Genomic DNA, 23,982 nt, shown 5'->3' on the forward strand with positions numbered 1-23,982 from the left:
CCTGGGGGGGGAGGCGCGTCAGCGCCTCGGGGGGGGCCCTACTGCCTCGAGTTCAGCGCCTTGATCAGGCCGTCGATGCCGCTGCGGTTGATTTCCTGGGCGAACTGGTTGCGATAGTTCTCGATCAGCCAGATGCCTTCGACGTTCAGGTCATAGATCAGCCAGCCCTTGGGCGTCTTTTCCAGTCGGTAGTCCACGCCCACCGGCTGGGCGTTGGCCTGCGGGATGATCTGCGAGCGCACGACCACGTCGTCGGCGTTGGGGTCGCCGCGGAAGGGCAGCAGGCGCACCGAGGTGCCCTGGTCGACCTTGGTGAGCGCGCCGCTGTAGGTGCGGATCAGGGTGCCGCGGAAGGCCTGCGACAGCGCGGCCTGCTGTTCGGGCGTGGCCTGGCGCCAGTTGCGCCCGGCGGCCAGGCGCGTGGTGCGCTCGAAGTTCACATAGGGCAGCAGTTGCTGGTCCACGACCTGGTTGATGCGGGCGAGGTTGCCCGAGCGCAGCGTGGTGTCCTTCTTGAGCACGGCCAGCAACTGGTCGGCGACCTGTTGCACGAACTCGTTGGGCGCGGCCTGCTGGTTGACCGCTTGCGCGCGCGCGGGCGTGGCGGCCACGCCCAGGGCGAGCAGGCCGGTGAGGGCCAGGCGGGAGGCGAAACCGAAGACGTTCATGTTGCGGATAGCTTGCATAAAGAAGACTCCTTTCAGTTCTGGCCGGCGGGCGTGGCGGGGACGTCGTCCTCGTCATCCGAGTAATCCGGCAGGTTGTCGCTGTCGGCGCCGCCGGTGCGTTGCAGCACCTGGGCGTTGCGGCGCTGGAGGTAGGCGTCGCGGATGAAACTGTACGGATCGATCGCGGTGCGGTCGACGGTGTCCGTGACCTCCAGCAGCGAGGCGCGGCGGTCGACGACCTCCAGCCCCCACAGCGAATTGCGCAGACGCACGTTTTCGATGCTGCCGACCGCCGCAACGTTCCCGTAGAAGCCGCCGACCGTGCCGACGCCGTCACGCACGGTGCTCGCGCCCAGGAACGGCAGCACCAGGTACGGCCCCTGGCCGATGCCCCAGACGCCCAGCGTCACGCCCAGGTCGTTGGGGATCTTGCGCGCGCCGTTGGCCGTGGCGACGTCGAAGCAGCCGCCCACGCCCATGGTGGTGTTGAAGAGGAAACGGCCCAGGGTGTTGAAGAAGTCGTGGCCGCGCGCCTGCAGGAAGCTGTTGGCGGCCGACCAGACGTCGCCCAGGTTCGAGAACATGTTGTGCACGCAGTTCTGGATGGGATCGGGGACGATGTAGTCGTAACCCTGCGCCACCGGACGCAGCAGCGCGCGGTCGAAGGTGTCGTTGAACTGGTAGATGCCGCGGTTCATCCCTTCCCAGGGGTCGCGCGGGTCAGGCTGCGAGGACGTGGCGCAGCCGGCCAGCAGGGCGGCCGCGGAGAGCGCGCAGGCCAGGCGGGTAAGGGAGGTTGCGGTCTTCATGGAGAAACGATCCTTGTTCGAATTGGTCTGGTCGCGAGATGAATCATTGGAATCATTGCTGCGGCGCGGGAGCCGGCGCGGGCGGGGGCGGCGCATCGGCGGCCGGCGGATTGGCGGGCGCTGCCTCGTCGCCGCCCTGGCGTTCGGCGGTGTTGTAGAGGAACTGGCTGATCAGGTTCTCCAGCACCACGGCGCTCTGGGTATAACGGATTTTTTCACCATCGGCAAAGAACTTGTCATCCCCGCCGGCTTCCAGGCCGATGTATTGCTCGCCCAGGAGGCCCGAGGTGAGGATCTTGGCCGAGGAGTCCGTCGGGAAGTCATAGCCCTGTTCCAGCTCCATCGTGACGACGGCCTGGTACATCTGGTCGTCGAAGCCGATGTGCTTGATCCGGCCGACCACCACGCCGGCGCTCTTGACCGCGGCGCGGGGCTTCAGGCCGCCGATGTTGTCGAAGTTGGCGGTCAGCGTGTAGGTGGGGGCGAACGAGAAGGAGCTCAGGTTGCCGGCCCGCAGGGCCAGGAATACCACCGCTGCCGCGCCCAGCAGCACGAAGAGGCCTACCCAGAAATCGGTTTTGTCGCGCGTCATGGTTATCCGTTCCGTATGTATGTGCGTTGAATGCGTGTTGGCGTACGATGTCAGGCGTTGATCATCCGTTGCCGAAAATCAGTTGCCGAACATCAGGGCGGTCAGCAGGAAGTCCAGGCCCAGCACCGCGAGCGAGCCGGCGACCACCGTGCGGGTGGTGGCGCGTGCCACGCCTTCGGGCGTGGGGCGCGCGTGCCACCCTTCATAGAGGGCGATCAGCGTGACCGCCACCCCGAACACCACGCTCTTGATGACGCCGTTGGCCACGTCGTTCCAGACGTCGACGCCGCCCTGCATCTGCGACCAGAAGGCGCCTGCGTCCACCCCGATCATCAGCACGCCCACGACCCAGCCGCCCATGATGCCGACCATCGAGAAGATGGCCGCCAGCACGGGCATGGCGATGATGCCGCCCCAGAGCCGCGGCACCAGCACGCGGCGCAGCGGGTCCACGGCCATGACTTCCATGGCGGAGAGCTGCTCGCCCGCCTTCATGAGGCCGATCTCGGCGGTCAGGGACGTGCCGGCGCGGCCGGCGAAGAGCAGTGCCGTCACCACCGGCCCCAGCTCGCGCACGAGCGACAGCGCCACCAGCAGGCCCAGCGATTCCTCGGCGCCGTAGCGATTGAGCGTGTAGTAGCCCTGCAGGCCCAGCACGAAGCCGACGAACATGCCGGATACGGCGATGATCAGCAGCGAATAGTTGCCGATGAAGTGGATTTGCTGCGAGACCAGGCGCGGGCGCGAGACGGCGATGCCGCTGCGGCCCAGCAACTGGAAGAAGAAGCGGGTGAAGGCGCCGATGCCGGCGATGCGTGCCAGCACGCCGGCGCCCAGCGCGGAAATGGGACGTGTCAGGCTCATGCTTGGGTTTCCTTGTCGGCCACGCCGTGCCTGCGCCGCCAGGCCGCGAAGGCGGGCGTCTCCGGATAGTGGAAGGCCACGGGGCCGTCGGCGGCGCCGTCCAGGAACTGGCGCACGTAGGGATCCTGCGACCGCGACAGGTCGGCGGGCGTGCCGGACGCCTTCAGTTCACCCTGGCCGACCAGGTACACATGGTCGGCGATGGCGAAGGATTCCTGGATGTCGTGGGTGATCAGCACCGAGGCGCAGCCCAGGCGGTCCGACAGGTGGCGGATGAGCCTGGCGGTGATGCCCAGGGAAATGGGGTCGAGGCCGGCGAAAGGCTCGTCATAGAGGATGAGCTCGGGCTCCAGCACCACGGCGCGCGCCAGGGCGACACGGCGGGCCATGCCGCCGGAGATCTCCGAGACGCGCAGGTGGGCGGCGGCGCGCAGCCCCACGGCATCCAGCTTGTCCAGCACACGGGCGATGAGCTCGGCTTCCGGCAGCGACTTGTGCTCGCGCAGCGGGAAGGCGACGTTCTCGAAGACGTCGAGGTCGGTGAAGAGGGCGCCCTGCTGGAACAGCACGCCCATGCGCTGGCGCAGCGCCTGCAGGCCGGACAGCGATTGCGCGGCGACGTCCTCGCCGAAGACGCGGACCGCGCCGTTGCGGGGCTTCAGCTGGCCGGTGGCGGCGCGCAGCAGCGTGGTCTTGCCCGAGCCAGAACTGCCCATGATGGCCACCACCTGACCCGGCGCGACGCGCAGGTCGATGCCGGACAGCACGGTGAAGTCGCCATAGCCCAGGGACACATCGCGCAGGTCCAGGGCGGCAACGGTGGAGGCGGCGGAAGTCGGCGTGGGCATGGCTTGGGCGTGGGTCAGGTCGGTGTCCGGTGGAATGGCTGGGTGTCGGGAGGAAAGATCCCGCTCAGGAAGGCGGGGCGCGCTTCAGCTTCAAGTCCTGCAGACGCAGGCCTTGCCGGTCCTTGGCGGACAGGATGGGCGATTGACCCGGTAAAAGGGGCCATTGTATCCCCACGGATGGGTCGTCCCAGGCGAGCGTCCGCTCGGCGTCGGGTCGGTACGGCGACGTGACGTCATAAAGGGTGTCGCTGTCGTCCTCCAGAGCCAGGAAGCCGTGCGCATGGCCTTGCGGCACCCAGAGTTGGCGGCGGTTGGCGGCAGATAGCGTCACGGTCGTCCAGCGGCCGAAGTGGGGAGACTCGGGACGAATGTCCACGACGACGTCCTGGACTGCCCCGGCGACGACGCGCACGAGCTTGTCCTGGCTCGAGGGCCGTGCCTGCCAATGCAGGCCGCGCAGCACGCCACGGGTAGAGCGCGAGTGGTTCTGCTGGACGAAGACCGGCGCCGGGCCCAGGGCGGCGGGCCAGCGTTCGGCATTGAAAACCTCGAAGAAGAAACCGCGTTCGTCGGCGTAGGCGACGGGTTCGAGGATCTTCACGTCAGGCAGGTCGGTATCGATGACGTTCATGACGTTGCCAGCGCCTCGTTGACCAGCGCGGGCAGGGCAGTCCGCCACTCGGGTACGGACCATCCCAGGCGGCTTGCCGCCTGGCTGCTGTCCAGCGCGGATTGGGCCGGGCGGGGGGCGCCGGCCAGCGTGTGCGAGGCGATCGGGCGGACGGCCACGCGTGCCCAGTCCGTACCCGCCTGCGTGGCAGCCTGGTCCAGGATGGCCTGCGCCCAGCCGTGCCGGGAGACCTGGCCCGCCGCGCCCACGTGCAGCAGGGCGGACGTGAAATGATCGCGATCGGCGGCGTACTGCGCCACCAGGGCGCCCGTCGCCTGGGCGACCCAGGCCGCCGGCGTGGGGGCGCCGACCTGGTCGTCCACGACGGCCATGGGGTGGCCTGCCTGCGCGCGCGCCAGGATGGCCGTCATGAAGTTGCGGGCTTGCGCGCTATAGAGCCAGCCGGTGCGCAGCACCAGCCAGTTGCCGCCGCGTGCCTGCACGGCGGCTTCGCCCGCCCGCTTGCCCCGGCCATAGGCCGATAGCGGGGCGGTGGGGTCGTCTTCCCGGTAGGGGCGGGCCAGCGCGCCGTCGAAGACGTAATCGGTGGAGTAATGGATGAGCAGCGCGCCGGCCTGGCGCGTGGCATCGGCCAGCGCGGCGGGGGCCTCGGCGTTGACCGCGTGCGCGGCGGCTTCCTGCTGTTCCGCCCCGTCGACGTCGGTCCAGGCCGCGGCGTTGACCACGACATCCGGCCGCGACGCGATCACCGCCTGCCGCAAGGCCGCGGTATCGGTCAGGTCCAGTTCCTGGCGGGCGGGTGCGTGGACGGTGCCGGCGGCTTCCAGAACGGGGCGCAATGCGCGGCCCAACTGCCCGGTCCCGCCCAGCAGCAGGATGCGCAGGGGCATGGCGATCACGTTGAAAGGGGGAAGGGCATGATAGCCGGGCGCGGCCGATCTACCCGGGCGGTAATGTAGCGAAATGCGACACGGCCCCCGCGGGAGTACCGGGGGCCGTGCGCGAGTTCTATAGAAAGAGAACTTCCGTCGCTGCCAGGCGGTCCAGCCAGGGCGCAGTGGAGCCGGCTCCGCCGGTCCACCAGCGCCGCCCCCCTGGGGGGGAGGCGCGTCAGCGCCTCGGGGGGGGGGGGGTATTACCGCGGCAGTTCGGTCGAGCCCATCAGGAACGCGTCGACCGAGCGGGCGCACTGGCGGCCTTCGCGGATCGCCCAGACGATCAGCGATTGCCCGCGGCGCATGTCGCCAGCGGCGAACACCTTGTCGACGTTGGTGCGGTAGTCGTCGGTGTTGGCGCGCACGTTGCCGCGGCCGTCACGGTCCACGCCGAAGGCGTCCAGCACGGTCGAGACGGGCGAGACGAAGCCCATGGCCAGCAGCACCAGGTCGGCCGGCAGCTCGAATTGCGAGCCTTCGACTTCCTGCATCTTCATCTGGCCGGTGGCCTCGTCCTTGACCCACTCGACGCGGGCGGCCACGAGCTTCGTGACCTTGCCGTTCTCGCCTTCGAAGGACTTGCTGGTGATGGCCCAGTCGCGGTCGCAGCCTTCCACGTGCGAGGAGGAGGTGCGCAGCTTGGCCGGCCAGTAGGGCCAGGTCAGGGCCTTGTTCTCTTCCTCGGGCGGGCGCGGCATCAGTTCGATCTGGGTGACCGACTTGGCGCCGTGGCGGTTGCTGGTGCCCACGCAGTCGGAGCCGGTGTCGCCGCCGCCGATGACGATGACGTGCTTGTCCTTGGCCAGGGTCTGGCTGGACAGGCGGTCGCCGGCCACGGCCTTGTTCTGCTGGCGCAGGAAGTCCATGGCGAAATAGACGCCGTCCAGTTCGCGGCCGGGCACCGGCAGGTCGCGCGGGGTTTCCGCGCCGCCGGCCATGACCACGGCATCGAACTCGGCCTGCAGCGCCTGGGGCGTCTTGACGGTCAGGCCGTCGACGCCCGCGTCACCGGGCTGGCCGATGTAGGTGGAGGGGCAGAACTCCACGCCTTCGGCCTCCATCTGCGCCACGCGGCGGTCGATCTGGGTCTTTTCCAGCTTGAAGTCGGGGATGCCGTAGCGCAGCAGGCCGCCGATGCGGTCGCTTTTCTCGAACACGGTGACCTGGTGGCCGGCGCGCGCCAGTTGCTGGGCGCAGGCCAGGCCCGAGGGGCCCGAGCCCACCACGGCGACCTTCTTGCCGGTCTTGCGCGCGGGCGGTTGCGGCACGACCCAGCCCTCGTCCCAGCCGCGGTCGATGATCGCGTGCTCGATGGACTTGATGCCGACGGCGTCGTCGTTGATGTTGAGGGTACAGGCGGCCTCGCAGGGCGCCGGGCAGATGCGGCCGGTGAACTCGGGGAAGTTGTTCGTCGAGTGCAGGACGGCCAGCGCCTGGCGCCACTGGTTGCGATAAACCAGGTCGTTCCAGTCGGGGATGATGTTGTTGACCGGGCAGCCTGTGTTGCAGAACGGGATGCCGCAGTCCATGCAGCGCGCGCCTTGCTGCCTGGCCTGGTCTTCGTTCAGGTGCAGCACGAACTCGCGCCAATGCTTCAGGCGCTTGACGGGGGCTTCATAGCCCTCGTCCAGGCGTTCGTATTCCAAAAAACCGGTGACTTTACCCATGATGTTTCCTCAGGCGACCAACTGTTCGGGGTTGGCGGCGCGATACATTTCTACCAACGCACGGCGGTATTCGGTCGGCATGACCTTCACGAACTTGGCGCGGGCGGTTTCCCAGTTGCCCAGGATCTCGCGCGCCTGATAGCTGCCCGTGTAGCGGAAGTGGTTCTCGACCAGGCGGCGCAGGATGGCTTCATCCGGCTCGCGCTCGCCGCCACGGGTGGCGCTGTGCCAGGTCTCGATGGCCCCGGCCGACTGCTGCACGTCCAGCGCCTGGATCGACTCCAGTTCGACCATGGACAGGTTGCAGTTGTCGGCCAGCTCGCCCTTGGGATCCCAGACGTAGGCCACGCCGCCGGACATGCCCGCGGCGAAGTTGCGGCCGGTGCGGCCCAGGACGACGACGGTGCCGCCGGTCATGTATTCGCAGCCGTGGTCGCCCGTGCCTTCGACGACCGCGATGGCGCCGGAGTTGCGCACCGCGAAGCGTTCGCCCGCCACGCCGTTGATGTAGGCCTCGCCTGCCAGCGCGCCGTACAGCACGGTGTTGCCGGCGATGATGTGCTCGGGGCCGAAGCCACGGAAGTCGTTGGGCGAGCGCACGATGATGCGGCCGCCCGACAGGCCCTTGCCGACGTAGTCATTGCCTTCGCCCACCAGGTCCATCGTGATGCCGTGGGCCAGGAAGGCGCCGAAGCTCTGGCCCGCCGTGCCGTTGCACTGGATGTGGATGGTGTCGTCGGGCAGGCCGTCGTGGCCGTAGCGCGCGGCCACCGCGCCCGAGAGCATGGCGCCGATGGTGCGGTTGCGGTTGCGCACGGGGGTGATGAACGAGACCTTCTCGCCACGCTCCAGCGCGGGCTTGCTGCGCTCGATCAACTGGTGATCCAGCGCGCCGTCCAGGCCGTGGTCCTGCGCTTCGAACTGGCGGTAGCCGGCGTCGGACTCGATCTGGTGGAAGACGCGGCTGAAGTCCAGGCCCTGGGCCTTCCAGTGTTCGATGCCGGCGCGCATGTCCAGCAGGTCGGCGCGGCCGATCAGGTCATCGAACTTGCGGATGCCCAGCTGGGCCATGATTTCGCGCACTTCCTCGGCGATGAAGAAGAAGAAGTTCACGACGTGTTCGGGCTTGCCCTGGAACTTGGCGCGCAGCACCGGGTCCTGGGTGGCCACGCCCACGGGGCAGGTGTTCAGGTGGCACTTGCGCATCATGATGCAGCCTTCGACGACCAGCGGCGCGGTCGCGAAGCCGAACTCGTCGGCGCCCAGCAGCGCGCCGATCACGACGTCGCGGCCGGTCTTCATCTGGCCGTCGGCCTGCACGCGGATGCGGCTGCGCAGGCGGTTCAGCACCAGCGTCTGCTGCGTTTCGGCCAGGCCCAGTTCCCAGGGCGAACCCACCTGCTTGATGGACGACACGGGCGAGGCGCCGGTGCCGCCGTCATGGCCGGCGATCACGACGTGGTCGGCCTTGGCCTTGGCCACGCCGGTGGCGATGGTGCCCACGCCCGAGGCCGAGACCAGCTTCACCGAGATCGAGGACCGCGGATTGACGTTCTTCAGGTCGTGGATGAGCTGGGCCAGGTCTTCGATCGAGTAGATGTCGTGGTGGGGAGGGGGCGAGATGAGGCCCACGCCCGGCACCGAGTAACGCAGCTTGGCGATGTATTCCGAGACCTTGTGGCCGGGCAGCTGGCCGCCTTCGCCGGGCTTGGCGCCCTGGGCCATCTTGATCTGGATCTGGTCGGCGCTGGCCAGGTATTCGGCGGTGACGCCGAAACGGCCCGAGGCCACCTGCTTGATCTTGGAGCGCAGCGAGTCGCCGGCCTGCAGGGGCACGTCGGCCACGATGCGGTCGGCGCCCAGCACCGAGGCCAGCGTGTCGCCTTCCTTGATGCCGGCATCGCCGTCACGCATCTCGGCGCGGTAGCGCAGTTCGTCCTCGCCGCCTTCGCCGGTGTTCGACTTGCCGCCGATGCGGTTCATGGCCGCGGCCAGCACCGAGTGGGCTTCGGTCGAGATCGAGCCGAGCGACATGGCGCCGGTGGCGAAGCGCTTGACGATCTCCTTGGCCGGCTCGACGTCGTCCAGCGAGATGGCGCGCGTGGGCTCGACCTTGAATTCGAAGAGGCCGCGCAGGGTCAGGTGGCGGCGGCTCTGGTCGTTGATGAGCTGCGCGTATTCCTTGTAGGTGCGGTAGTTGTTGGCGCGCGAGGCGTGCTGCAGCTTGGCGATGGAGTCGGGCGTCCACATGTGGTCTTCGCCACGCACGCGGAAGGCATATTCGCCGCCCGCGTCCAGGGCGTTGGCCAGCACGGGATCGTTGCCGAAGGCGGCGCGGTGCAGGCGCAGCGCCTCTTCGGCCACTTCGAAGATGCCGATGCCTTCGATGGCGCTGGGCGTGCCGGCGAAGTACTGGTCGACCAGCGACGAGCGCAGGCCGACGGCTTCGAAGATCTGCGCGCCGCAATAGGACATGTAGGTCGAGATGCCCATCTTGGACATGACCTTGTTCAGGCCCTTGCCGACTGCCTTGATGTAGTTCTTGACGGCCTTTTCAGGCGACTCGGACATCTCGGCCAGCGCTTCCAGCGCCAGGTAGGGGTGGACGGCTTCGGCGCCGTATCCCGCCAGCAGCGCGAAGTGGTGCACCTCGCGCACGGAGCCCGTCTCGACCACGAGGCCGGTGGCGGTGCGCAGGCCGGCGCGGATCAGGTGCTGGTGGATGGCCGAGGTGGCCAGCAGCGCGGGGATGGCCACGCGCTCGCCGTCCACGCGGCGGTCCGACAGGATCAGCACGTTGTAGCCGCTCTGCACGGCGTCGACGGCGCGGGCGCACAGGGCCGCCACGCGGGCTTCGATGCCCTCGCGGCCCCAGGCCACCGGATAGGTGATGTCCAGCTCGAAGCTGCGGAACTTGTTGTGCGTGACCTGCGAGATGTCGCGCAGGATCGCCATGGCGTTGAGATCCAGCACCGGCTGCGAGACTTCCAGACGCAGCGGCGGGTTCACGTTGTTGATGTCGAGCAGGTTGGGCTTGGGGCCGATGAACGACACCAGCGACATCACCATCTGTTCACGGATGGGGTCGATGGGCGGGTTCGTGACCTGCGCGAACAGCTGGCGGAAATAGTTGTAGAAGGTCTTGGCGCGGCTCGACAGCACGGCCATGGGCGCGTCGTTGCCCATGGAGCCGATGGCTTCCTCGCCGGTGGCGGCCATGGGTTCCAGGATGAACTTGTAGTCCTCCTGGGTCCAGCCGAAGGCCTGCTGGCGGTCCAGCAGCGAGACGGCGGTGGTCGGCTCGGCGGTGTGGCGGGGCGCGGTCAGCGACTCCAGCTTCACGCGCAGGCGGTCGATCCACTGGCGGTAGGGGCGCGAGTTGGCCAGTTGCGACTTGATCTCGGCGTCGTCGATGATGCGGCCCTGTTCCAGGTCGATCAGGAACATCTTGCCGGGCTGCAGGCGCCACTTCTTGACGATGCGGTGCTCGGGCACGGGCAGCGTGCCAGCCTCCGAGGCCAGGATGACCATGTCGTCGTCGGTGACCACGTAGCGGGCGGGGCGCAGGCCGTTGCGGTCCAGCGTGGCGCCGATCTGGCGGCCATCGGTGAACGCGACGGCGGCGGGGCCGTCCCAGGGTTCCATCATGGCCGCGTGGTACTCGTAGAACGCGCGGCGGCTCTGGTCCATGCGCTCATGCTGTTCCCAGGCTTCCGGGATCATCATCATCATGGCGTGGGCCAGGGAATAGCCCGACATCGTCAGGAGTTCCAGGCAGTTGTCGAACGTGGCGGTGTCCGACTGGCCTTCATAGACGATGGGGTAGAGCTTCTTCAGGTCGTCGCCCAGCACGGCCGACTGCATCATGCCTTCACGGGCGCGCAGCCAGTTGAAGTTGCCCTTGACCGTGTTGATTTCGCCGTTGTGGGCGATCAGGCGGTAGGGGTGGGCAAGCGGCCAGGCCGGGAAGGTGTTGGTCGAGAAGCGCTGGTGCACCAGCGCCAGGGCGGACACCGTGCGGGTGTCGGCCAGGTCGCGGTAGTAGCGGCCGACCTGGTCGGCCAGCAGCAGGCCCTTGTAGACCACGGTGCGCACCGACGCCGAGGGCACGAAGTATTCCTTGCCGTGCGCCAGGCGCATGTTCTGGATGGCGTGGCTGGCGGTCTTGCGGATGACGTAGAGCTTGCGTTCCAGCGCGTCCGGCACCATCACGTCGGCGCCGCGGCCCACGAAGAGTTGGCGGATGACGGGTTCGCGGTCGCGCACGGTGGGCGACATGGGCATGTCGACGTCCACGGGCACGTCGCGCCAGCCCAGCACGGTCTGGCCCTCGGCCCGCACGGCGCGCTCGAGTTCCTGTTCGCAGGCCAGGCGCGAGGCGGTTTCCTTGGGCATGAACAGCATGACCACGCCGTATTCGCCCGGGGGCGGCAGCGTCACGCCCTGGGCGGCCATTTCCTCGCGGTAGAGCGCGTCCGGGATCTGGATCAGGATGCCGGCGCCGTCGCCCATCAGCTTGTCCGCCCCCACGGCGCCCCGGTGATCCAGGTTCTCGAGGATCTTCAGGCCCTGCTGGACGATCGCGTGGCTCTTTCGGCCCTTGATATGGGCGACGAAGCCCACGCCGCAAGCGTCGTGCTCGTTGTTGGGGTGGTACAGGCCCTGGGCAGGCGGCAACCCGATGCGCGACGCATCGATGGGTTGCGCGGCAGGACGACAGGATTCGGCGGCGGGGATGATCGGTGTGGACATGGTGCGCTCCGCGTTGGCTGCAAACGGAATGCTGCAGTGCAGGGAATGGGAAGATACTGCGCAAGTTTGCGGCGTGCAACGGCAATAAATGGGGTCGTTCCCCATTTATTTGATGAGAATTTATCTCAGTAAAATAATAGGGACATAACAAAGACCCGAATGACACCAAGGTGATGCGTTGAAATGCCCGAAATGCACTGCTTTGGTGCGAAAAGATTCATCAGCAATACGTCCCTTATTTCTGCAGTGCATTTGTAACGTCGGTGCGGATGACCGTCAGCGGTCAGCGGCGTCGTGACAGCGCAACGCGAGGGCATGCTGGCTGGCGCAAATGACAAGGCGCCCCGCAGGGCGCCTTGATCCTCGGGTGAGGGAGGCTTTCAGGCCTCGGTCGGTGGCAGCGGCTGCTTGCGCGGCCTTCCGCGCTGGCCGGGAGAGACCCGGCGGCTGGCGGTGTGGGTGAGCTTTTCCAGGAAAGCCGGGCTGCCCAGCGCCCATTGGCCCGACAGCGTCGCGCGGATGCGCTCGGACTGTTCGCGGGACAGGCCTTCGTGCAGGCGGCGGCGATAGTTCGCCTGCCGATCGAACGGGGTGTTGCCGCAGGACCAGTAGTCGGCGTGGTCGACCAGCCAGCTGGGCGGCGACCCCAGCAAGCCGGTGTGCGAGGCGGCCGAGGACCAGGGCCAGGCCTCGATGTCCGGCGAGCCCGATTGGCCGGGCAGCGACTCCAGCCAGACCAGCGCCGGCAGCACCCATTGGCCGGGTTCGAGCAGCGCGGAGCGGTAGCGGCCAGCGAAGATGCGGCCGCCGCGTTGGCGCGAAGCCAGGTTGCGGCCCAGCGTTTGCATGAGACGAGGCAGGCCTTCCTCGTCGACGGGCGTGGCCAGCAGGACCACGCGGTCGATGGAAAGCACCCAGCCGTGGACCGACACGCGATGGCGCGTGGCGGCCGCGCCCAGCCAGGCGGTCAGGTCATTCAGAAGCGCGGCCGGTGCCGGCTGGTCAGGCTGCGCCAGCGGTTCGGCAAAACTGGCCTGGACCAGTTGCGGCAGGCCCGGCGCGTACAGACGAGGAAGTCTGGCCATGGGGACGGAGAAGAGCGAGCGGATGGAAACAAGGCTGCCTGTCGGCAAAGGTTAACATCGACCCGGGGAATGCGTAATACGTAGTGTCTCCAGTGTTGAACTTCCGCGAATCACCCCCGGGGCCCTGCATGCTCGAGATCCAGAACGAACACCGCTGCTTCGGCGGCACCCAGCGCTATTACCGCCACGCTTCGCGCGAAATCGGCCTGCCGATGCGGTTTTCGGTCTACCTGCCGCCCCAGGCCGAGCAGGGGCCGGTGCCGGTGCTGTTCTACCTTGCGGGCCTGACCTGCACCGAGGAAACGTTCATGATCAAGGCGGGCGCCCAGCGCGTGGCGTCCGAACTGGGCCTGATGCTGGTGGCGCCGGACACCAGCCCCCGCGGCGCGGGCGTGGCCGGCGAGGACGACAGCTGGGATTTCGGCACGGGCGCGGGGTTCTACCTGGACGCCACGCAGCCCGAGTGGAACACGCACTACCGCATGGAAAGCTACGTGGCGCGTGAACTGCCCGCCCTGGTGGCCAAGGCCTTGCCGGCCGACCTGGCGCGCGCGGGCGTGTTCGGCCACTCGATGGGCGGCCATGGCGCCCTGGTGCTGGCGCTGCGCCATCCCGACGTCTTCCGCTCCGTGTCGGCCTTTGCGCCCATCGCCGCGCCCACCCGCTGCCCGTGGGGTGAGAAGGCGTTCTCGGGCTACCTGGGCAATGACCGCGCAGCCTGGGCCGCGCATGACGCCTCGGCGTTGATGGCCGCGCGTCGCGCGCCCTTCCCGGGCGGCATCCTGGTGGACCAGGGCCTGAAGGACAACTTCCTGGCCGAGCAACTGTATCCCGAGGTCTTCGAGGAGGCCTGCCGCCAGGCCGGCCAGCCGCTGACGCTGCGCCGCCACGAGGGCTACGACCACGGCTATTACTTCATCTCCACCTTCGTGGAAGACCACCTGCGTTTCCACGCCGCGCAATTGACGGCCTGAGCGCCGGCGGACAACCCGTAACGCGAACAGGGAAAAGACATGGTGGCGCCGTTTCTGTGGATTGCCCTCCTGGCCGTGGTCCTTGCGGTGCCGGGCCTGATCATGCTGCTGTCCTCGGGCAGGCGCCGTGCCGCGCACGAACGCCGTCCCCGCCTGCGGCCGGTACGCAGGCTGATCGGCCTGCTGATGGTGCTGCTGGCGGCAGCATTGGGCCTGCTGGCGGTGTCGGTGGTGCAGTATGCGCGGCTGCTGTCCGACGCGCCTGTCGGCACCATTTCCTTCGTGCGCAACCAGCCTCAGCAGTTCATCGCCACGCTGGACCTGCCGAACGTTGGGCAGCGCACCTTCCCGCTGAATGGCGACGCCTGGCAACTGGATGCCCGCGTCGTGCGCTGGCGCCTGCCGGCCTTGCTGGCGGGCATGCCGCCGCTCTACAAGGTGGAGCGCCTGTCCGGGCGTTATGAAGACATCGACCAGGAGCGCAGCGCCCCGCGCAGCGTGCATGACCTGCGCGCGTTCCCGACCCCGGATGTCGGCGCGCTGAAGCGCCGCTTCCCTGCCTGGCTGCCGTTCGTCGACGTGCAGGTGGGCAGCGCGGCCTACCTGCCCATGCTGGACGGCGGCACCTTCCGCCTGTTCATGGATCCGCGCGGCGCGTTGTTCGCGCGGCCGGCGGATCCGAAGACGGAGGCGCTGCTGCGCGACGCGGGCTGGTAGGCGGCCAGCCCCGCGCGGCGCTCATTGCGCCACGATGTGCTGGTCCTGGGCCAGCTTCTTGAAGCGGGCGAATTCACTGGACAGCAGCTGGGCCAGCTCGGCCGGCGTGCCGGGCGTGGCCTGCGCGCCCTCGCGCAGGAACGACTCGCGGATCTGCGGTGTCGTCATCACCGCGTTGATGGCCGCGTTCAGCTTCTCGACGACCGGCGCAGGGGTGCCTGCCGGCCCAAGGATTGCCCACCACGATTGGTATTCATAGCCTGGCACCGCGCTTGCCACGGTCGGCAGGTCGGGCGCGATGGGACTGGGTGCCAGGCTGGTGACGCCGATCGCCTTGATCTTGCCGGTGCGCACGGTGGGCAGCGCGGCGGGCGCGCTGGTGATGTAGACCTGGGTGCGATTGCCGATCATGTCGTTCACCGCCGGGCCGCCGCCCCGGTAGGGCACGTGCGTGATGTCCAGGCCGCCTGCCTGCGACTTCAGCAGCTCCATGCTGAACTGGTTCAGGCTGCCCGGGCCCGCCGAGGCGTAGTTGTACCTGCCTGGATTCTTGCGTATCAGCGCGACCAGTTCCGACGGGTTCCGCACCGGGAAGTCGTTGTTCACCGTCACGATGAGCGGCGCCTTGGCCAGCAGCGCCACGGGCGTGAAGTCCTTGAAGATGTCGAAAGGTGTGCTGGCCTGCGTGACGGCATTGGTGACGAAGGTCGAGGACACCAGCATCAGCGTGTGCCCGTCCGGCTGCGCGCGCGAGACGAGCGCGGCGCCCATGGTGCCGCCCGCGCCGGGCCGGTTCTCGATCACGATGGGCTGGCCGAGCGCGTCGCCCAGGTCCTTGGACATGTGCCTGGCAAAGAGGTCGTTCGAGCCGCCGGGCGGGAAGGGCACCACCAGGGTGATGGGTCCCTGGGGATAGGCCTGGGCAGCGGCAGGCGCCGCCATGGCGAAGAGGGCGAGGGGAAGTGCGGCGGTTCGCGCCGCGCGGGCAAGGAAGTGGGCTGGCATGCGTGTCTCCTGATCGTGCCGGCAGGCCGCGATCCGCGGTGCGCACGTGTTCTTGTCATTGTGTTGCCGGGCGCCGCCTGGCGGGCCGTGGCGCCCGGCGGGAATCAGATGGCGCCGGGCTGCGTGGCCAGCACGGATACGCGTTCGCGCACCTTGTACTCCTCGATGAGGCCGGGCTTGGGGTTCAGGCCCAGGCCAGGTTCCTGCGGCACGGCCAGGTAGCCGTTCTCCGGCTGGGGCACATGCGCGAAGACCGCGTTGTAGGCCATCCATTTGTGGAAGTGGTATTCCACCAGCCCGCCATTGGCGAGCCCGGCTTGCAGCGCGATGTTGTGCGGGCCGCTGCCGTTGCCGTGTCCGAGCGGGCGGTTGAAGGCCTGGGCCAGCATGCCGATGCGCAGGCCCGCGGTGTAGCCGCCGTCGTTCGTCACGTTGGGCTGCAGGATGTCGACGGCATCGTTCACCAGCAGGTCCCGCGCCGAATACTTGTGGTTCTCGGCGGCGGCGATGGGAATCGCGGTGTGGGCACGCAGTTCGCGCAACTGGCCGGGCTCGTTGTCGATGATGGGCTCTTCCAGGAAGCTGATGTTCAGCTCCTCGGTCAACTTGCACAGCCGGATGGCCTGGCCCACCGTCATGCGCGCGTTGCCGTCCATGGCAAGCTTCACGTCGGGGCCCACGGCCTCGCGCATGGCCCGCATGCGGATGTAGTCGTCGTCCGGATCGGGCACGGCCTGCCGGCCCACGGTGTTCTTCAGGAAGACATTGCCCAGTTCGGCCAGGTGCCTGGCCTCGGCGGCGAGTTCCTCCGGCGTATAGGCGGTTTCCCCGCCATAGGCGGCGCCGTGGGTGATGTAGACCGGCACCTTGTCGCGGGCGCCGCCCAGCAGCTGGTGCACGGGCACGCCCAGCGCCTTGCCGCGCAGGTCCCACAGGGCGATGTCCACCAGCGCCAGGGCGGACAGATAGGCGCGGCCCATGAAGCGGATGACCGAGTGGCGGTGGAAGCGCGCGGTCAGGCGCTCGATGTTGCGGGCGTCCTCGCCGGTGAGCAGCGGCGCGGCGTGGCGGTTGATGAAGTCGACGATGACGGGATGGGTATAGCCGCCCATGCTGTAGCCGATGTGCCCGTCGCTGGTTTCGATTTCGACGACGAGGGCATGCTCGACATCGGGTTTCTTGCGGAAGGGGGGCGGCTGGATGGGGATGTTGGCCAGGTGATGGGCTTCGATGCGGACGATTTTCATGCGGGATGTCGCGGCGGCGCGATGCGGGTTGAACATGAACGTCAGCTTGGCCGAAGGCATCTCCCCTGTTAAGTTCAAAGATCTTGGCGATTGATGCGTTTGCTTAATCAATCGGCGGCTGCTTGCGAAGCAGGCACGCGTTTCCCTATGGCTCGGAGAATTCCCGCACGCGTTGCGCCAGCCGTTGCGCCGTGGGCGACAGGGGCTTGCCGCGCGACGTGACCAGCGAGATGTCGCGCACCAGCTTGGCCCCGTCGATGCGCAGCGCCCGGGTGGAGGGCGCGTGCAGCGAGCGCAGGATGGAGCGCGGCACGACGGCCGCGCCCAGGCCTGCCTCGGCCATGGCAACCAGCGTCTGCGCCTGCATGCAGTCGTATTTGCCGTTCAGGCGCACGCCGGCGCGGCGCAAGGCTTCCTCCAGCTGGCCACGCGTCACGGAGCTGGTGTCCTGCATCAGCACCGGCATGGCGCCCAGTTCGGCCAGCGTGATGTGGTTGCGGTTGCCGGGCGCCAGCGAGCGATGCACCAGCGCGATGAAGGGGTCCGAGAACATGACCTCGAACGCGATGTCCTCGCCCACGCCCGCCACCCGCGGACCGATGCCGAAATCGACCTCGCCCGCGCGCACCGCCTGGAACAAATCATGCGAATGCAGCTCGCGCAGATGCACCTGCACGTCGGGATAGTCCGTCTCGAAGACGGCCAGCACGCGTGGCAGCAGCGAGGCTGCCGCACTGGGCGAGCAGGCCAGTGAGACGTTGCCGCGCCGGATGTCGGTCGATTCGCGGATGCGCCGCAGGCCCAGCTGCACTTCGTCCATGGCGCGGCGGGTGCCCTTGTAGAGTTCCGCGCCTTCGTCGGTGAGCCGCACCGTGCGCGTGGTGCGGTACAGCAGCTTCAGGCCCAGCTGTTCTTCCAGCTGCTTGATCTGGATGCTCACCGCCGATTGCGAGCGCCGCGTGCGCTCGGCCGCCTCGCGGAAACTCGAGGTCTCCGCCACCAGCATGAAAGTCTGCAACAGGCGCAGGTTGATATGGGTGACGGGGGGTGGGGGGGCGATCGGCGTCATGCTGTCAGGGCACCGGGGTCAGCGCTGGCTTGCCCGCCAGCACCGCCTGCAGGTTGGCCGTTGCCAGCTCGGCCATGGCCAGCCGCGTTTCTTCGGTGGCGCTGCCGATGTGCGGGGCCAGCACCACCTGCTCCAGGGCCAGCAGGGCCGCGTTCGCGGTGGGTTCGGTCTGGAACACGTCGAGCGCCGCGGCGCCCAGGGTGCCGGCCTGCAGGGCCTGGACCAGCGCCGCCTCGTCGACGACGGAGCCGCGCGACACGTTGACCAGCGCGCCGCGCGGTCCCAGCGCGGCCAGCACCTCGGCGTCGATGATCCCGGCGGTGCGGGCCCCGCCGGGGCAGCACACGATGAGGATGTCGCAGTCGCGCGCCATCGCGGCCAGGTTCGGGTAATAGGACAGGGCCAGACCCTGGTCGGTGGGGCCGTGATAAGCCAGCGACACCTGGAAGGGCGCCAAGCGGTCCGCGATGGCGCGCCCGATGCGGCCCAGCCCCACGATGCCCACGCGCTTGCCCGCCAGGCTCGCGCCCAGCGGGAAGGCGCCCTCTCTGTGCCAGCGGTCCGAGCGCACGAAGGCGTCGGCGGCGGGCAGCCGGCGCAGCAGGGCCAGCAGCAGGCCCACGGCCAGTTCCGCCACGGCGGTGTCGAGCACGCCAGGCGTGTGGGTGACCTGGACGCCGCGCGCACGCGCGTGGTCGACGGCGATGCCGTCGTAGCCCACGCCGCAGGTGGCGATGACGCGCAAGGCGGGCAGGCGGTCGATCAGTGCAGGGTCGACCCGCTGGTTCGAGCGGGTGACCAGGCCCTGGAAAGCGGCCCATTGCGCGTCGCTGGCCTCTTCGGGCGGAACCAGGGTGAAGTGTTGCGACAGCAGGGCGTGGGCCACGGGCGGGAAGGCGCCGATGCGCAGCAGCGCGGGCAGGCTCATGTTGCAGGGTCTCCGGAAAAAAACCCACGCCGCGCTTTCGGCTGGCTGCCCCCCGAAGGGGCGCTTTTGCCTTGGGACGGCACGGAAGTTGAAGGGGCACATTGGCGCGGGCCGTGAATGTGCGTCATAGTGTGCATCCCCGGCGCGGCGCGCCGGGCAGGGGAAAAAGAAGCGCGATTCCAGGGCGACAGGAGAGGCCCCGGCACATGGACATCCGATATCTGCAGAGCTTCGTCACCGTGGTCGAGCGCGGCTCGTTCGCGCAGGCCGCCCGCCAGCTGGACCTGACGTCCACCGCCGTGGCCGCGCGCGTGAAGGCGCTGGAGCAGAGCCTGGGCCTGACATTGGTGCGGCGCGCGGGCCGGTCGGTGCGCGCCACCGAGGCCGGGCTGCGCATCCTGGACCGCGCGCGTGCGCTCTTGCGCGATGCGCGCGACCTGGCCGCCGCGGCCGAGGTCGACGCGCCCTTCGGCGAACTGAAGCTGGGCGTGTTCGTCTCGGCCATGACGAGCGTGCTGCCGCCGGTGTTGAAGCGCCTCTACGACAGCCATCCGCGCCTGTCCGTCTTCGTGCTGCCCGGCTCGTCGGTGGACCTGTGCCGGCGCGTGGGCGAAGGCGAACTGGATGCGGCCGTGGTGGTCGAGCCGCAGTTCTCCATCGGCAAGACCTGCCGCTGGGATGCCGTCATGGAAGAGCCGCTGGTGGTGGTGGCGCCCGCCACCATGCAGGCGGGCGATCCGCACGAGCTGCTGCGCACGGAGCCTTTCATCCGCTACGACCGCTCGGTGGTGGGCGGGCAATTGGCCGACCGCTATCTGCGCGACCATGGCATCGTGCCGCGCCAGCGCATGGAGATCGACAGCCTGCTGGGCGTGGCCGCGCTGGTGGACCAGGGCCTGGGCGTGGCGCTGCTGCCGGACTGGTCCTCGATGTGGTCCACCAAGTATGCGCTGGCGCGCATTCCCTTGCCGGGGCGCGCGCCCGTGCGCCGCGTGGGGCTGGCCTGGCAGGCGCAAGGGCCACGTGCCGCGCTGGCCGAGGCCTTCCTGCGCGAATGCCGCGCCGTCTTCCCTGGCCGCGCGGGCGCGGCCTGAGCCCGCCACGGCCTACTTCTTCGGCGGGAGCGGCGTGGCGCCGCCCTTGCCCGTGCTGCGCAGGAAGTCGAAGTCGACCCCCTTGTCGGCCTGCGTGACCGTGGTCAGGAAGAGCTTGCGGTAGCCGCGGTCGTCGCCCGGGCGTTCGCCGGGCGCCTGCCATGCCGCCTTGCGCGCGGCCAGGTCGGCCTCGTCGACCAGCAGCGTCAGGCTGCGCTCGCGCACGCTCAGGCGGATGCGGTCGCCCGTCTTCACCAGCCCCAGCGGCCCGCCGATGGCGGATTCCGGCGTCACGTGCAGCACGATGGTGCCCGAGGCCGTGCCGCTCATGCGGCCGTCCGAGATCCGCACCATGTCCTTCACGCCGGCGCGCGCCAGCTTCATCGGGATGGGCATGTAGCCGGCTTCGGGCATGCCGGGCGCGCCGGTCGGGCCGATGTTCTTCAGCACCATGATGTCATCGGCGTTCACGTCCAGGTCGGGCGCGTCGACGCGGGCGGCCAGGTCTTCCAGGTTCTCGAACACCACTGCGCGGCCCTCGTGCTCCATGAGCGTGGGCGAGGCGGCCGACTGCTTGATGATCGCGCCGCCCGGGGCCAGGTTGCCGCGCAGCACGGCGATGCCGCCCTGGGCGTAGATGGGATTGTCGAAGGCGCGGATGACGTCCTGCTTGAAGGGCGGTCGGTCGGCATCCATTTCTTCGCCCAGCGTGCGGCCGGTGACGGTCAGCGCGTCCAGGTGCAGCAGCGGGCGCAGCTCGCGCAGCAGCGTGCGCATGCCGCCCGCCTTGTGGAAGTCTTCCATGTAGTGCTGGCCCGACGGCTTCAGGTCCACCAGCACCGGCGTCTCGCGGCCGATGCGGTCGAAGGCCGCCATGTCCACCTCGATGCCCAGGCGTCCCGCCACGGCGGTCAGATGGACGATGCCGTTGGTGGAGCCGCCGATGGCCAGCAGCACGCGCAGCGCGTTCTCGAAGGCCTTGGGCGTGAGGATCCTGTTCGGGGTGAGCTGCTGCGCGATCATGCGCACCGCCTGCGTGCCGGTCTGTTCGGCGATGCGCATGCGGTCGGCCGTCACCGCGGGAGGCGAGGCGCCGCCCGGCAGCATCATGCCCAGGGCTTCCGCGATACAGGCCATCGTGCTGGCCGTGCCCATCACCGAGCAGGTGCCCACGCTGGCCACCAACTGGTTGTTCACGTCGGCGATTTCCTGGTCGTCGATCTCGTCGGCGCGATACTTGCCCCAGAAGCGGCGGCAGTCGGTACAGGCGCCCACGCGTTCGCCGCGGTGCCCGCCCGTCAGCATCGAACCCGTCACCAGCTGGATGGCCGGGATGCCGGCCGAGGCCGCGCCCATCAGCTGGGCCGGCACGGTCTTGTCGCACCCGCCGATCAGCACCACCGCGTCCATGGGCTGGGCACGGATCATCTCCTCCGTGTCCATCGACATCAGGTTGCGCAGGTACATGCTGGTGGGCGCCGCGAAGCTCTCATGCACCGAGATGGTGGGGAAGTCCACCGGCAATCCGCCCGCCAGCATCACGCCGCGCTTGACCGCCTCGATCAGCTGCGGCGCATTGCCGTGGCAGGGGTTATAGGCGCTGCCCGTGTTGGCAATGCCCACCACCGGCCGCGACAACGCGTCATCGGTCAGCCCTGCGCCCTTGATGAAGGCCTTGCGCAGGAACAGGGAAAAGCCGGTATCGCCATAACTGGTCAAGCCGCGGCGCATGCCGGAGGGGGCATCGGTTTTCTTGCTGTCGGAGGAGGACATGGGGTTCTTCCAGAAAAAAGACTATCTACGATTCAAAGCGATCTAACAAAAGAAGGAGCAGGGGTGCAGTGGAGCCGGCTCCGCCGGTCCACCAGCACCGCCCCCCTGGGGGGGAGGCGCGTCAGCGCCTCGGGGGGGGGAAACCTACTCCACCGTAATTTTTGCGTCCTCGATCACCTTGGCCCACATGTCGACTTCCTTCTGCAGGCGCTGGCGGGCGGCGTCGGCCGAGGCAGGCTCCACCGCATAGGCGCCCTGTTGCAGCATCTGCGCCTTGAAGTCTTCCTTCACCAGCACTTTCTGCAGCGCCGCGTTCAATTGCTCGACGATGGGCTTGGGCGTTTTGGCGGGGGCCAGCACGCCGAACATCGAGGCGACCTCGAAGCCGGGCAGGCCGGCTTCCGCGGCGGTCGGGGTGTCAGGCAGCATCGAGATGCGTTCGGGCATGGTCACCGCCAGCGCGCGCAACTGCCCGCTCTTGATGAAGCCCAGCGAGGCGGGCACGGTCTCGACCATCGTCAGCACCTGGCCGCCGACGAGGTCGGTCATGGCGGGGCCGCTGCCGCGGTAGGGCACGTGCAGCATGTCGACGCCGGCCTGGCGCTTGAAGAGTTCGGCGGCCATGCGCTGGGGCGCGCCCGCGCCCGACGAGGCATAGGTCAGCTTGCCAGGGTTCTTCTTGGCGTAGTCGATCAGCTCGGTCAGGTTGTTGGCCGGCACCTTGGCCGGGTTCACCACGAACACCAGCGGCACGGCGGCAATGGTCGCCACCGGCGCCAGGTCGTCCATCAGCTTGTAGGAGATGCGATTCTTCTCCAGCGTGGCCATGATGGAGTGCGAGGTGATCGCGCCCATCAGCAGGGTGTAGCCGTCGGGCGTGGCGCGGGCCACCGAGTCGGCGCCCAGGTTGCCGCCGGCGCCGCCCTTGTTCTCGACGATGACCTGCTGCTTGAGCTCCTCGGACAGGTGGTTGGCGATGACGCGGCCGACCACGTCGGTGGCGCCGCCGGGCGGGTAGGGCACGACCAGGCGGATGGGTTTGTCGGGATAGGCGGCGTGGGCGGCCAGCGGGGCCATCAGGGTACCCAGCGCCATCAGGGCCAGGGCGGCCAGCGGCCGGCGGTTGGAACAGAAGGACATGTCGGTGTCTCCGAGTATTGTTGTCGCGGGCAGTCTTCAAGCGCACCCGTCTGCCGCATTGTCTGGGTTCCCCAGGCGGCGGGGGCGTCAATTCCCTGCGTTCAAAACAAAATTTTGTTTCGGTTTGGACAGAACAAACCAAGGGATTGCCCCAATATGTCCCTATTAAATCGGGAACTTCCCCAGTGCAACATCCTCTAATTAGCACTCGGTAGTTGAGAGTGCTAACATGCCTTGGTCGTCGCAATCCGACCGATACAGGAGCGACCCTGCTATGCAAACCGCCAATCATTCCCTGGCTACGGCAAGCCCCTCGCTGGCCGTGGCCATCGCCAACCCGGGCGCACTGGGCACGCTGGATGCGTACATCTCCACCGTGAACCGCCTGCCCCTGCTGACCCCCGAGCAGGAAACGTCCCTCGCGCGCAAGCTGCGCGACACGGATTCGCTGGACGCCGCCCGTGAGCTGGTGGTGTCGCACCTGCGACTGGTGGTCTCCGTCTCGCGCCAGTACCTGGGCTATGGCCTGCCGCACGCCGACCTGATCCAGGAAGGCAACGTCGGCCTCATGAAGGCCGTGAAACGTTTCGACCCCGAGCGCGGCGTGCGCCTGGTCTCCTTCGCCGTGCACTGGATCAAGGCCGAGATCCACGAGTTCATCATCCGCAACTGGCGCCTGGTGAAGGTCGCCACGACCAAGGCGCAGCGCAAGCTGTTCTTCAACCTGCGCAGCATGCGTCCGGACGGCCAGACCCTGGATCCGGCCCAGATCGACGCCATCGCGCGCGAGCTGGACGTGCGTCCCCAGGATGTCAGCGAGATGGAAGTGCGCCTGACCGGCCGCGACATGTCGCTGGAGAACCAGGACGACGATGACGACACCTACGCGCCCATCGCCTACCTGTCCGACGAAGGCCGCCAGGAACCCACGCAAGTGATGGAGCGCGCGGCGCAGTCGGCCCTGCAGGGCCGCGGCCTGGCTGGCGCCCTGGATGTGCTGGACGAGCGGTCGCGCCGCATCGTGCAGGCCCGCTGGCTGCAGGACGAAGGCGGCGCCACGCTGCACGAACTGGCCCAGGAGTTCGGCGTGTCCGCCGAGCGCATCCGCCAGATCGAAGCCGCCGCCATGAAGAAGATGCGCGCGGCGTTGTCGGCCTGAACGTTTGGATGCGGAACACCCCAAG

Annotated in this window: 20 protein-coding genes; 4 read left to right on the plus strand and 16 right to left on the minus strand. The window is 68.4% G+C overall.

All coding sequences use genetic code 11. The annotated features are described in order from the left end of the window. Positions 1 to 38: 38 nt before the first annotated feature. From ODI_RS01390 to ODI_RS01435, 10 genes are all read right to left on the minus strand, one after another. A complete protein-coding gene (locus ODI_RS01390) occupies positions 39 to 686 on the minus strand; it encodes an MlaC/ttg2D family ABC transporter substrate-binding protein (protein WP_082985294.1) in 648 nt (215 codons plus the stop codon). A 14-nt stretch (positions 687 to 700) separates the two neighbouring features. Beyond that, a complete protein-coding gene (locus ODI_RS01395; protein WP_067753633.1) occupies positions 701 to 1,477 on the minus strand; it encodes an MlaA family lipoprotein in 777 nt (258 codons plus the stop codon). Positions 1,478 to 1,529: 52 nt separating this feature from the next. Next, positions 1,530 to 2,069: an outer membrane lipid asymmetry maintenance protein MlaD gene (mlaD, locus tag ODI_RS01400; RefSeq protein WP_067753451.1), complete on the minus strand. Its 540-nt coding sequence runs from the start codon at positions 2,067 to 2,069 to the stop codon at positions 1,530 to 1,532. Between the two features lie 78 nt (positions 2,070 to 2,147). Beyond that, the gene (gene mlaE / locus ODI_RS01405; RefSeq protein WP_067753448.1) at positions 2,148 to 2,933 is read right to left on the minus strand and encodes a lipid asymmetry maintenance ABC transporter permease subunit MlaE; all 786 of its coding nucleotides are present in this window, start codon (positions 2,931 to 2,933) and stop codon (positions 2,148 to 2,150) included. Further along, positions 2,930 to 3,781 carry an ABC transporter ATP-binding protein gene (locus ODI_RS01410; RefSeq protein ID WP_067753445.1) on the minus strand — a complete coding sequence of 284 codons (852 nt, stop codon included), beginning with the start codon at positions 3,779 to 3,781 and terminating at the stop codon, positions 2,930 to 2,932. The genes mlaE and ODI_RS01410 overlap by 4 nt, the downstream gene beginning before the upstream one ends. A 64-nt stretch (positions 3,782 to 3,845) precedes the next feature. Next, entirely contained in the window at positions 3,846 to 4,412 is a 567-nt protein-coding gene (rfbC, locus tag ODI_RS01415; RefSeq protein WP_067753442.1) for a dTDP-4-dehydrorhamnose 3,5-epimerase, read from the minus strand. Further along, entirely contained in the window at positions 4,409 to 5,302 is an 894-nt protein-coding gene (rfbD, locus tag ODI_RS01420) for a dTDP-4-dehydrorhamnose reductase (protein ID WP_067753439.1), read from the minus strand. Before rfbD ends, rfbC begins: the two co-directional genes overlap by 4 nt. A 245-nt stretch (positions 5,303 to 5,547) precedes the next feature. Further along, positions 5,548 to 7,014, minus strand: coding sequence for a glutamate synthase subunit beta (locus ODI_RS01425; protein WP_067755858.1), 1,467 nt, complete (start codon positions 7,012 to 7,014; stop codon positions 5,548 to 5,550). 9 nt (positions 7,015 to 7,023) lie between these two features. Further along, positions 7,024 to 11,766, minus strand: coding sequence for a glutamate synthase-related protein (locus ODI_RS01430; RefSeq protein WP_067755861.1), 4,743 nt, complete (start codon positions 11,764 to 11,766; stop codon positions 7,024 to 7,026). Between the two features lie 380 nt (positions 11,767 to 12,146). Beyond that, positions 12,147 to 12,851 carry a hypothetical protein gene (locus ODI_RS01435; protein ID WP_067755869.1) on the minus strand — a complete coding sequence of 235 codons (705 nt, stop codon included), beginning with the start codon at positions 12,849 to 12,851 and terminating at the stop codon, positions 12,147 to 12,149. A 128-nt stretch (positions 12,852 to 12,979) separates the two neighbouring features. Between ODI_RS01435 and fghA the strand changes: the two genes are divergently transcribed. Together fghA and ODI_RS01445 are read left to right on the plus strand one after the other, a co-directional pair. Beyond that, entirely contained in the window at positions 12,980 to 13,825 is an 846-nt protein-coding gene (fghA, locus tag ODI_RS01440; protein WP_067755872.1) for an S-formylglutathione hydrolase, read from the plus strand. Between the two features lie 39 nt (positions 13,826 to 13,864). Continuing rightward, positions 13,865 to 14,542, plus strand: a complete 678-nt coding sequence (locus ODI_RS01445) for a hypothetical protein (RefSeq protein ID WP_067755875.1) — start codon at positions 13,865 to 13,867, stop codon at positions 14,540 to 14,542. A gap of 21 nt (positions 14,543 to 14,563) precedes the next feature. Here ODI_RS01445 and ODI_RS01450 read toward each other — a convergent pair whose 3' ends face one another. The 4 genes from ODI_RS01450 to ODI_RS01465 all read right to left on the minus strand — a co-directional run bounded on the left by ODI_RS01450 (position 14,564) and on the right by ODI_RS01465 (position 18,791). Continuing rightward, complete coding sequence (locus ODI_RS01450) at positions 14,564 to 15,547, minus strand: tripartite tricarboxylate transporter substrate binding protein (protein WP_067755878.1); 984 nt, start codon at positions 15,545 to 15,547, stop codon at positions 14,564 to 14,566. A 104-nt stretch (positions 15,548 to 15,651) separates the two neighbouring features. Continuing rightward, positions 15,652 to 16,794: a mandelate racemase/muconate lactonizing enzyme family protein gene (locus ODI_RS01455; RefSeq protein WP_067756560.1), complete on the minus strand. Its 1,143-nt coding sequence runs from the start codon at positions 16,792 to 16,794 to the stop codon at positions 15,652 to 15,654. 145 nt (positions 16,795 to 16,939) lie between these two features. Beyond that, positions 16,940 to 17,863 (minus strand): LysR family transcriptional regulator, encoded by a 924-nt coding sequence (locus tag ODI_RS01460; RefSeq protein WP_067755881.1) that lies wholly within the window; start codon positions 17,861 to 17,863, stop codon positions 16,940 to 16,942. Between the two features lie 4 nt (positions 17,864 to 17,867). Next, positions 17,868 to 18,791 (minus strand): 2-hydroxyacid dehydrogenase, encoded by a 924-nt coding sequence (locus ODI_RS01465; protein WP_067755886.1) that lies wholly within the window; start codon positions 18,789 to 18,791, stop codon positions 17,868 to 17,870. 206 nt (positions 18,792 to 18,997) lie between these two features. Between ODI_RS01465 and ODI_RS01470 the strand changes: the two genes are divergently transcribed. Further along, a complete protein-coding gene (locus ODI_RS01470; protein ID WP_067755888.1) occupies positions 18,998 to 19,885 on the plus strand; it encodes a LysR family transcriptional regulator in 888 nt (295 codons plus the stop codon). A gap of 12 nt (positions 19,886 to 19,897) precedes the next feature. Here ODI_RS01470 and ODI_RS01475 read toward each other — a convergent pair whose 3' ends face one another. Together ODI_RS01475 and ODI_RS01480 are read right to left on the minus strand one after the other, a co-directional pair. Further along, complete coding sequence (locus tag ODI_RS01475) at positions 19,898 to 21,658, minus strand: IlvD/Edd family dehydratase (RefSeq protein ID WP_067755891.1); 1,761 nt, start codon at positions 21,656 to 21,658, stop codon at positions 19,898 to 19,900. A gap of 144 nt (positions 21,659 to 21,802) precedes the next feature. Next, entirely contained in the window at positions 21,803 to 22,798 is a 996-nt protein-coding gene (locus ODI_RS01480; protein ID WP_067755893.1) for a Bug family tripartite tricarboxylate transporter substrate binding protein, read from the minus strand. Between the two features lie 274 nt (positions 22,799 to 23,072). On the opposite strand from ODI_RS01480, the gene rpoH reads away from it, so the two are divergent. Continuing rightward, positions 23,073 to 23,957, plus strand: a complete 885-nt coding sequence (rpoH, locus tag ODI_RS01485) for an RNA polymerase sigma factor RpoH (protein ID WP_067755895.1) — start codon at positions 23,073 to 23,075, stop codon at positions 23,955 to 23,957. Positions 23,958 to 23,982 lie beyond the last annotated feature (25 nt).

It is taken from the genome of Orrella dioscoreae, assembly GCF_900089455.2.
Lineage (GTDB): Bacteria > Pseudomonadota > Gammaproteobacteria > Burkholderiales > Burkholderiaceae_B > Orrella > Orrella dioscoreae.

Bases quoted from the DNA above. Each gene is read 5' to 3' on its own strand.
- ODI_RS01390 (WP_082985294.1), bottom strand. From the start codon at position 686: ATGCAAGCTATCCGCAACATGAACGTCTTCGGTTTCGCCTCCCGCCTG.
- ODI_RS01395 (WP_067753633.1), bottom strand. From the start codon at position 1,477: ATGAAGACCGCAACCTCCCTTACCCGCCTGGCCTGCGCGCTCTCCGCG.
- mlaD (WP_067753451.1), bottom strand. From the start codon at position 2,069: ATGACGCGCGACAAAACCGATTTCTGGGTAGGCCTCTTCGTGCTGCTG.
- mlaE (WP_067753448.1), bottom strand. From the start codon at position 2,933: ATGAGCCTGACACGTCCCATTTCCGCGCTGGGCGCCGGCGTGCTGGCA.
- ODI_RS01410 (WP_067753445.1), bottom strand. From the start codon at position 3,781: ATGCCCACGCCGACTTCCGCCGCCTCCACCGTTGCCGCCCTGGACCTG.
- rfbC (WP_067753442.1), bottom strand. From the start codon at position 4,412: ATGAACGTCATCGATACCGACCTGCCTGACGTGAAGATCCTCGAACCC.
- rfbD (WP_067753439.1), bottom strand. From the start codon at position 5,302: ATGCCCCTGCGCATCCTGCTGCTGGGCGGGACCGGGCAGTTGGGCCGC.
- ODI_RS01425 (WP_067755858.1), bottom strand. From the start codon at position 7,014: ATGGGTAAAGTCACCGGTTTTTTGGAATACGAACGCCTGGACGAGGGC.
- ODI_RS01430 (WP_067755861.1), bottom strand. From the start codon at position 11,766: ATGTCCACACCGATCATCCCCGCCGCCGAATCCTGTCGTCCTGCCGCG.
- ODI_RS01435 (WP_067755869.1), bottom strand. From the start codon at position 12,851: ATGGCCAGACTTCCTCGTCTGTACGCGCCGGGCCTGCCGCAACTGGTC.
- fghA (WP_067755872.1), top strand. From the start codon at position 12,980: ATGCTCGAGATCCAGAACGAACACCGCTGCTTCGGCGGCACCCAGCGC.
- ODI_RS01445 (WP_067755875.1), top strand. From the start codon at position 13,865: ATGGTGGCGCCGTTTCTGTGGATTGCCCTCCTGGCCGTGGTCCTTGCG.
- ODI_RS01450 (WP_067755878.1), bottom strand. From the start codon at position 15,547: ATGCCAGCCCACTTCCTTGCCCGCGCGGCGCGAACCGCCGCACTTCCC.
- ODI_RS01455 (WP_067756560.1), bottom strand. From the start codon at position 16,794: ATGAAAATCGTCCGCATCGAAGCCCATCACCTGGCCAACATCCCCATC.
- ODI_RS01460 (WP_067755881.1), bottom strand. From the start codon at position 17,863: ATGACGCCGATCGCCCCCCCACCCCCCGTCACCCATATCAACCTGCGC.
- ODI_RS01465 (WP_067755886.1), bottom strand. From the start codon at position 18,791: ATGAGCCTGCCCGCGCTGCTGCGCATCGGCGCCTTCCCGCCCGTGGCC.
- ODI_RS01470 (WP_067755888.1), top strand. From the start codon at position 18,998: ATGGACATCCGATATCTGCAGAGCTTCGTCACCGTGGTCGAGCGCGGC.
- ODI_RS01475 (WP_067755891.1), bottom strand. From the start codon at position 21,658: ATGTCCTCCTCCGACAGCAAGAAAACCGATGCCCCCTCCGGCATGCGC.
- ODI_RS01480 (WP_067755893.1), bottom strand. From the start codon at position 22,798: ATGTCCTTCTGTTCCAACCGCCGGCCGCTGGCCGCCCTGGCCCTGATG.
- rpoH (WP_067755895.1), top strand. From the start codon at position 23,073: ATGCAAACCGCCAATCATTCCCTGGCTACGGCAAGCCCCTCGCTGGCC.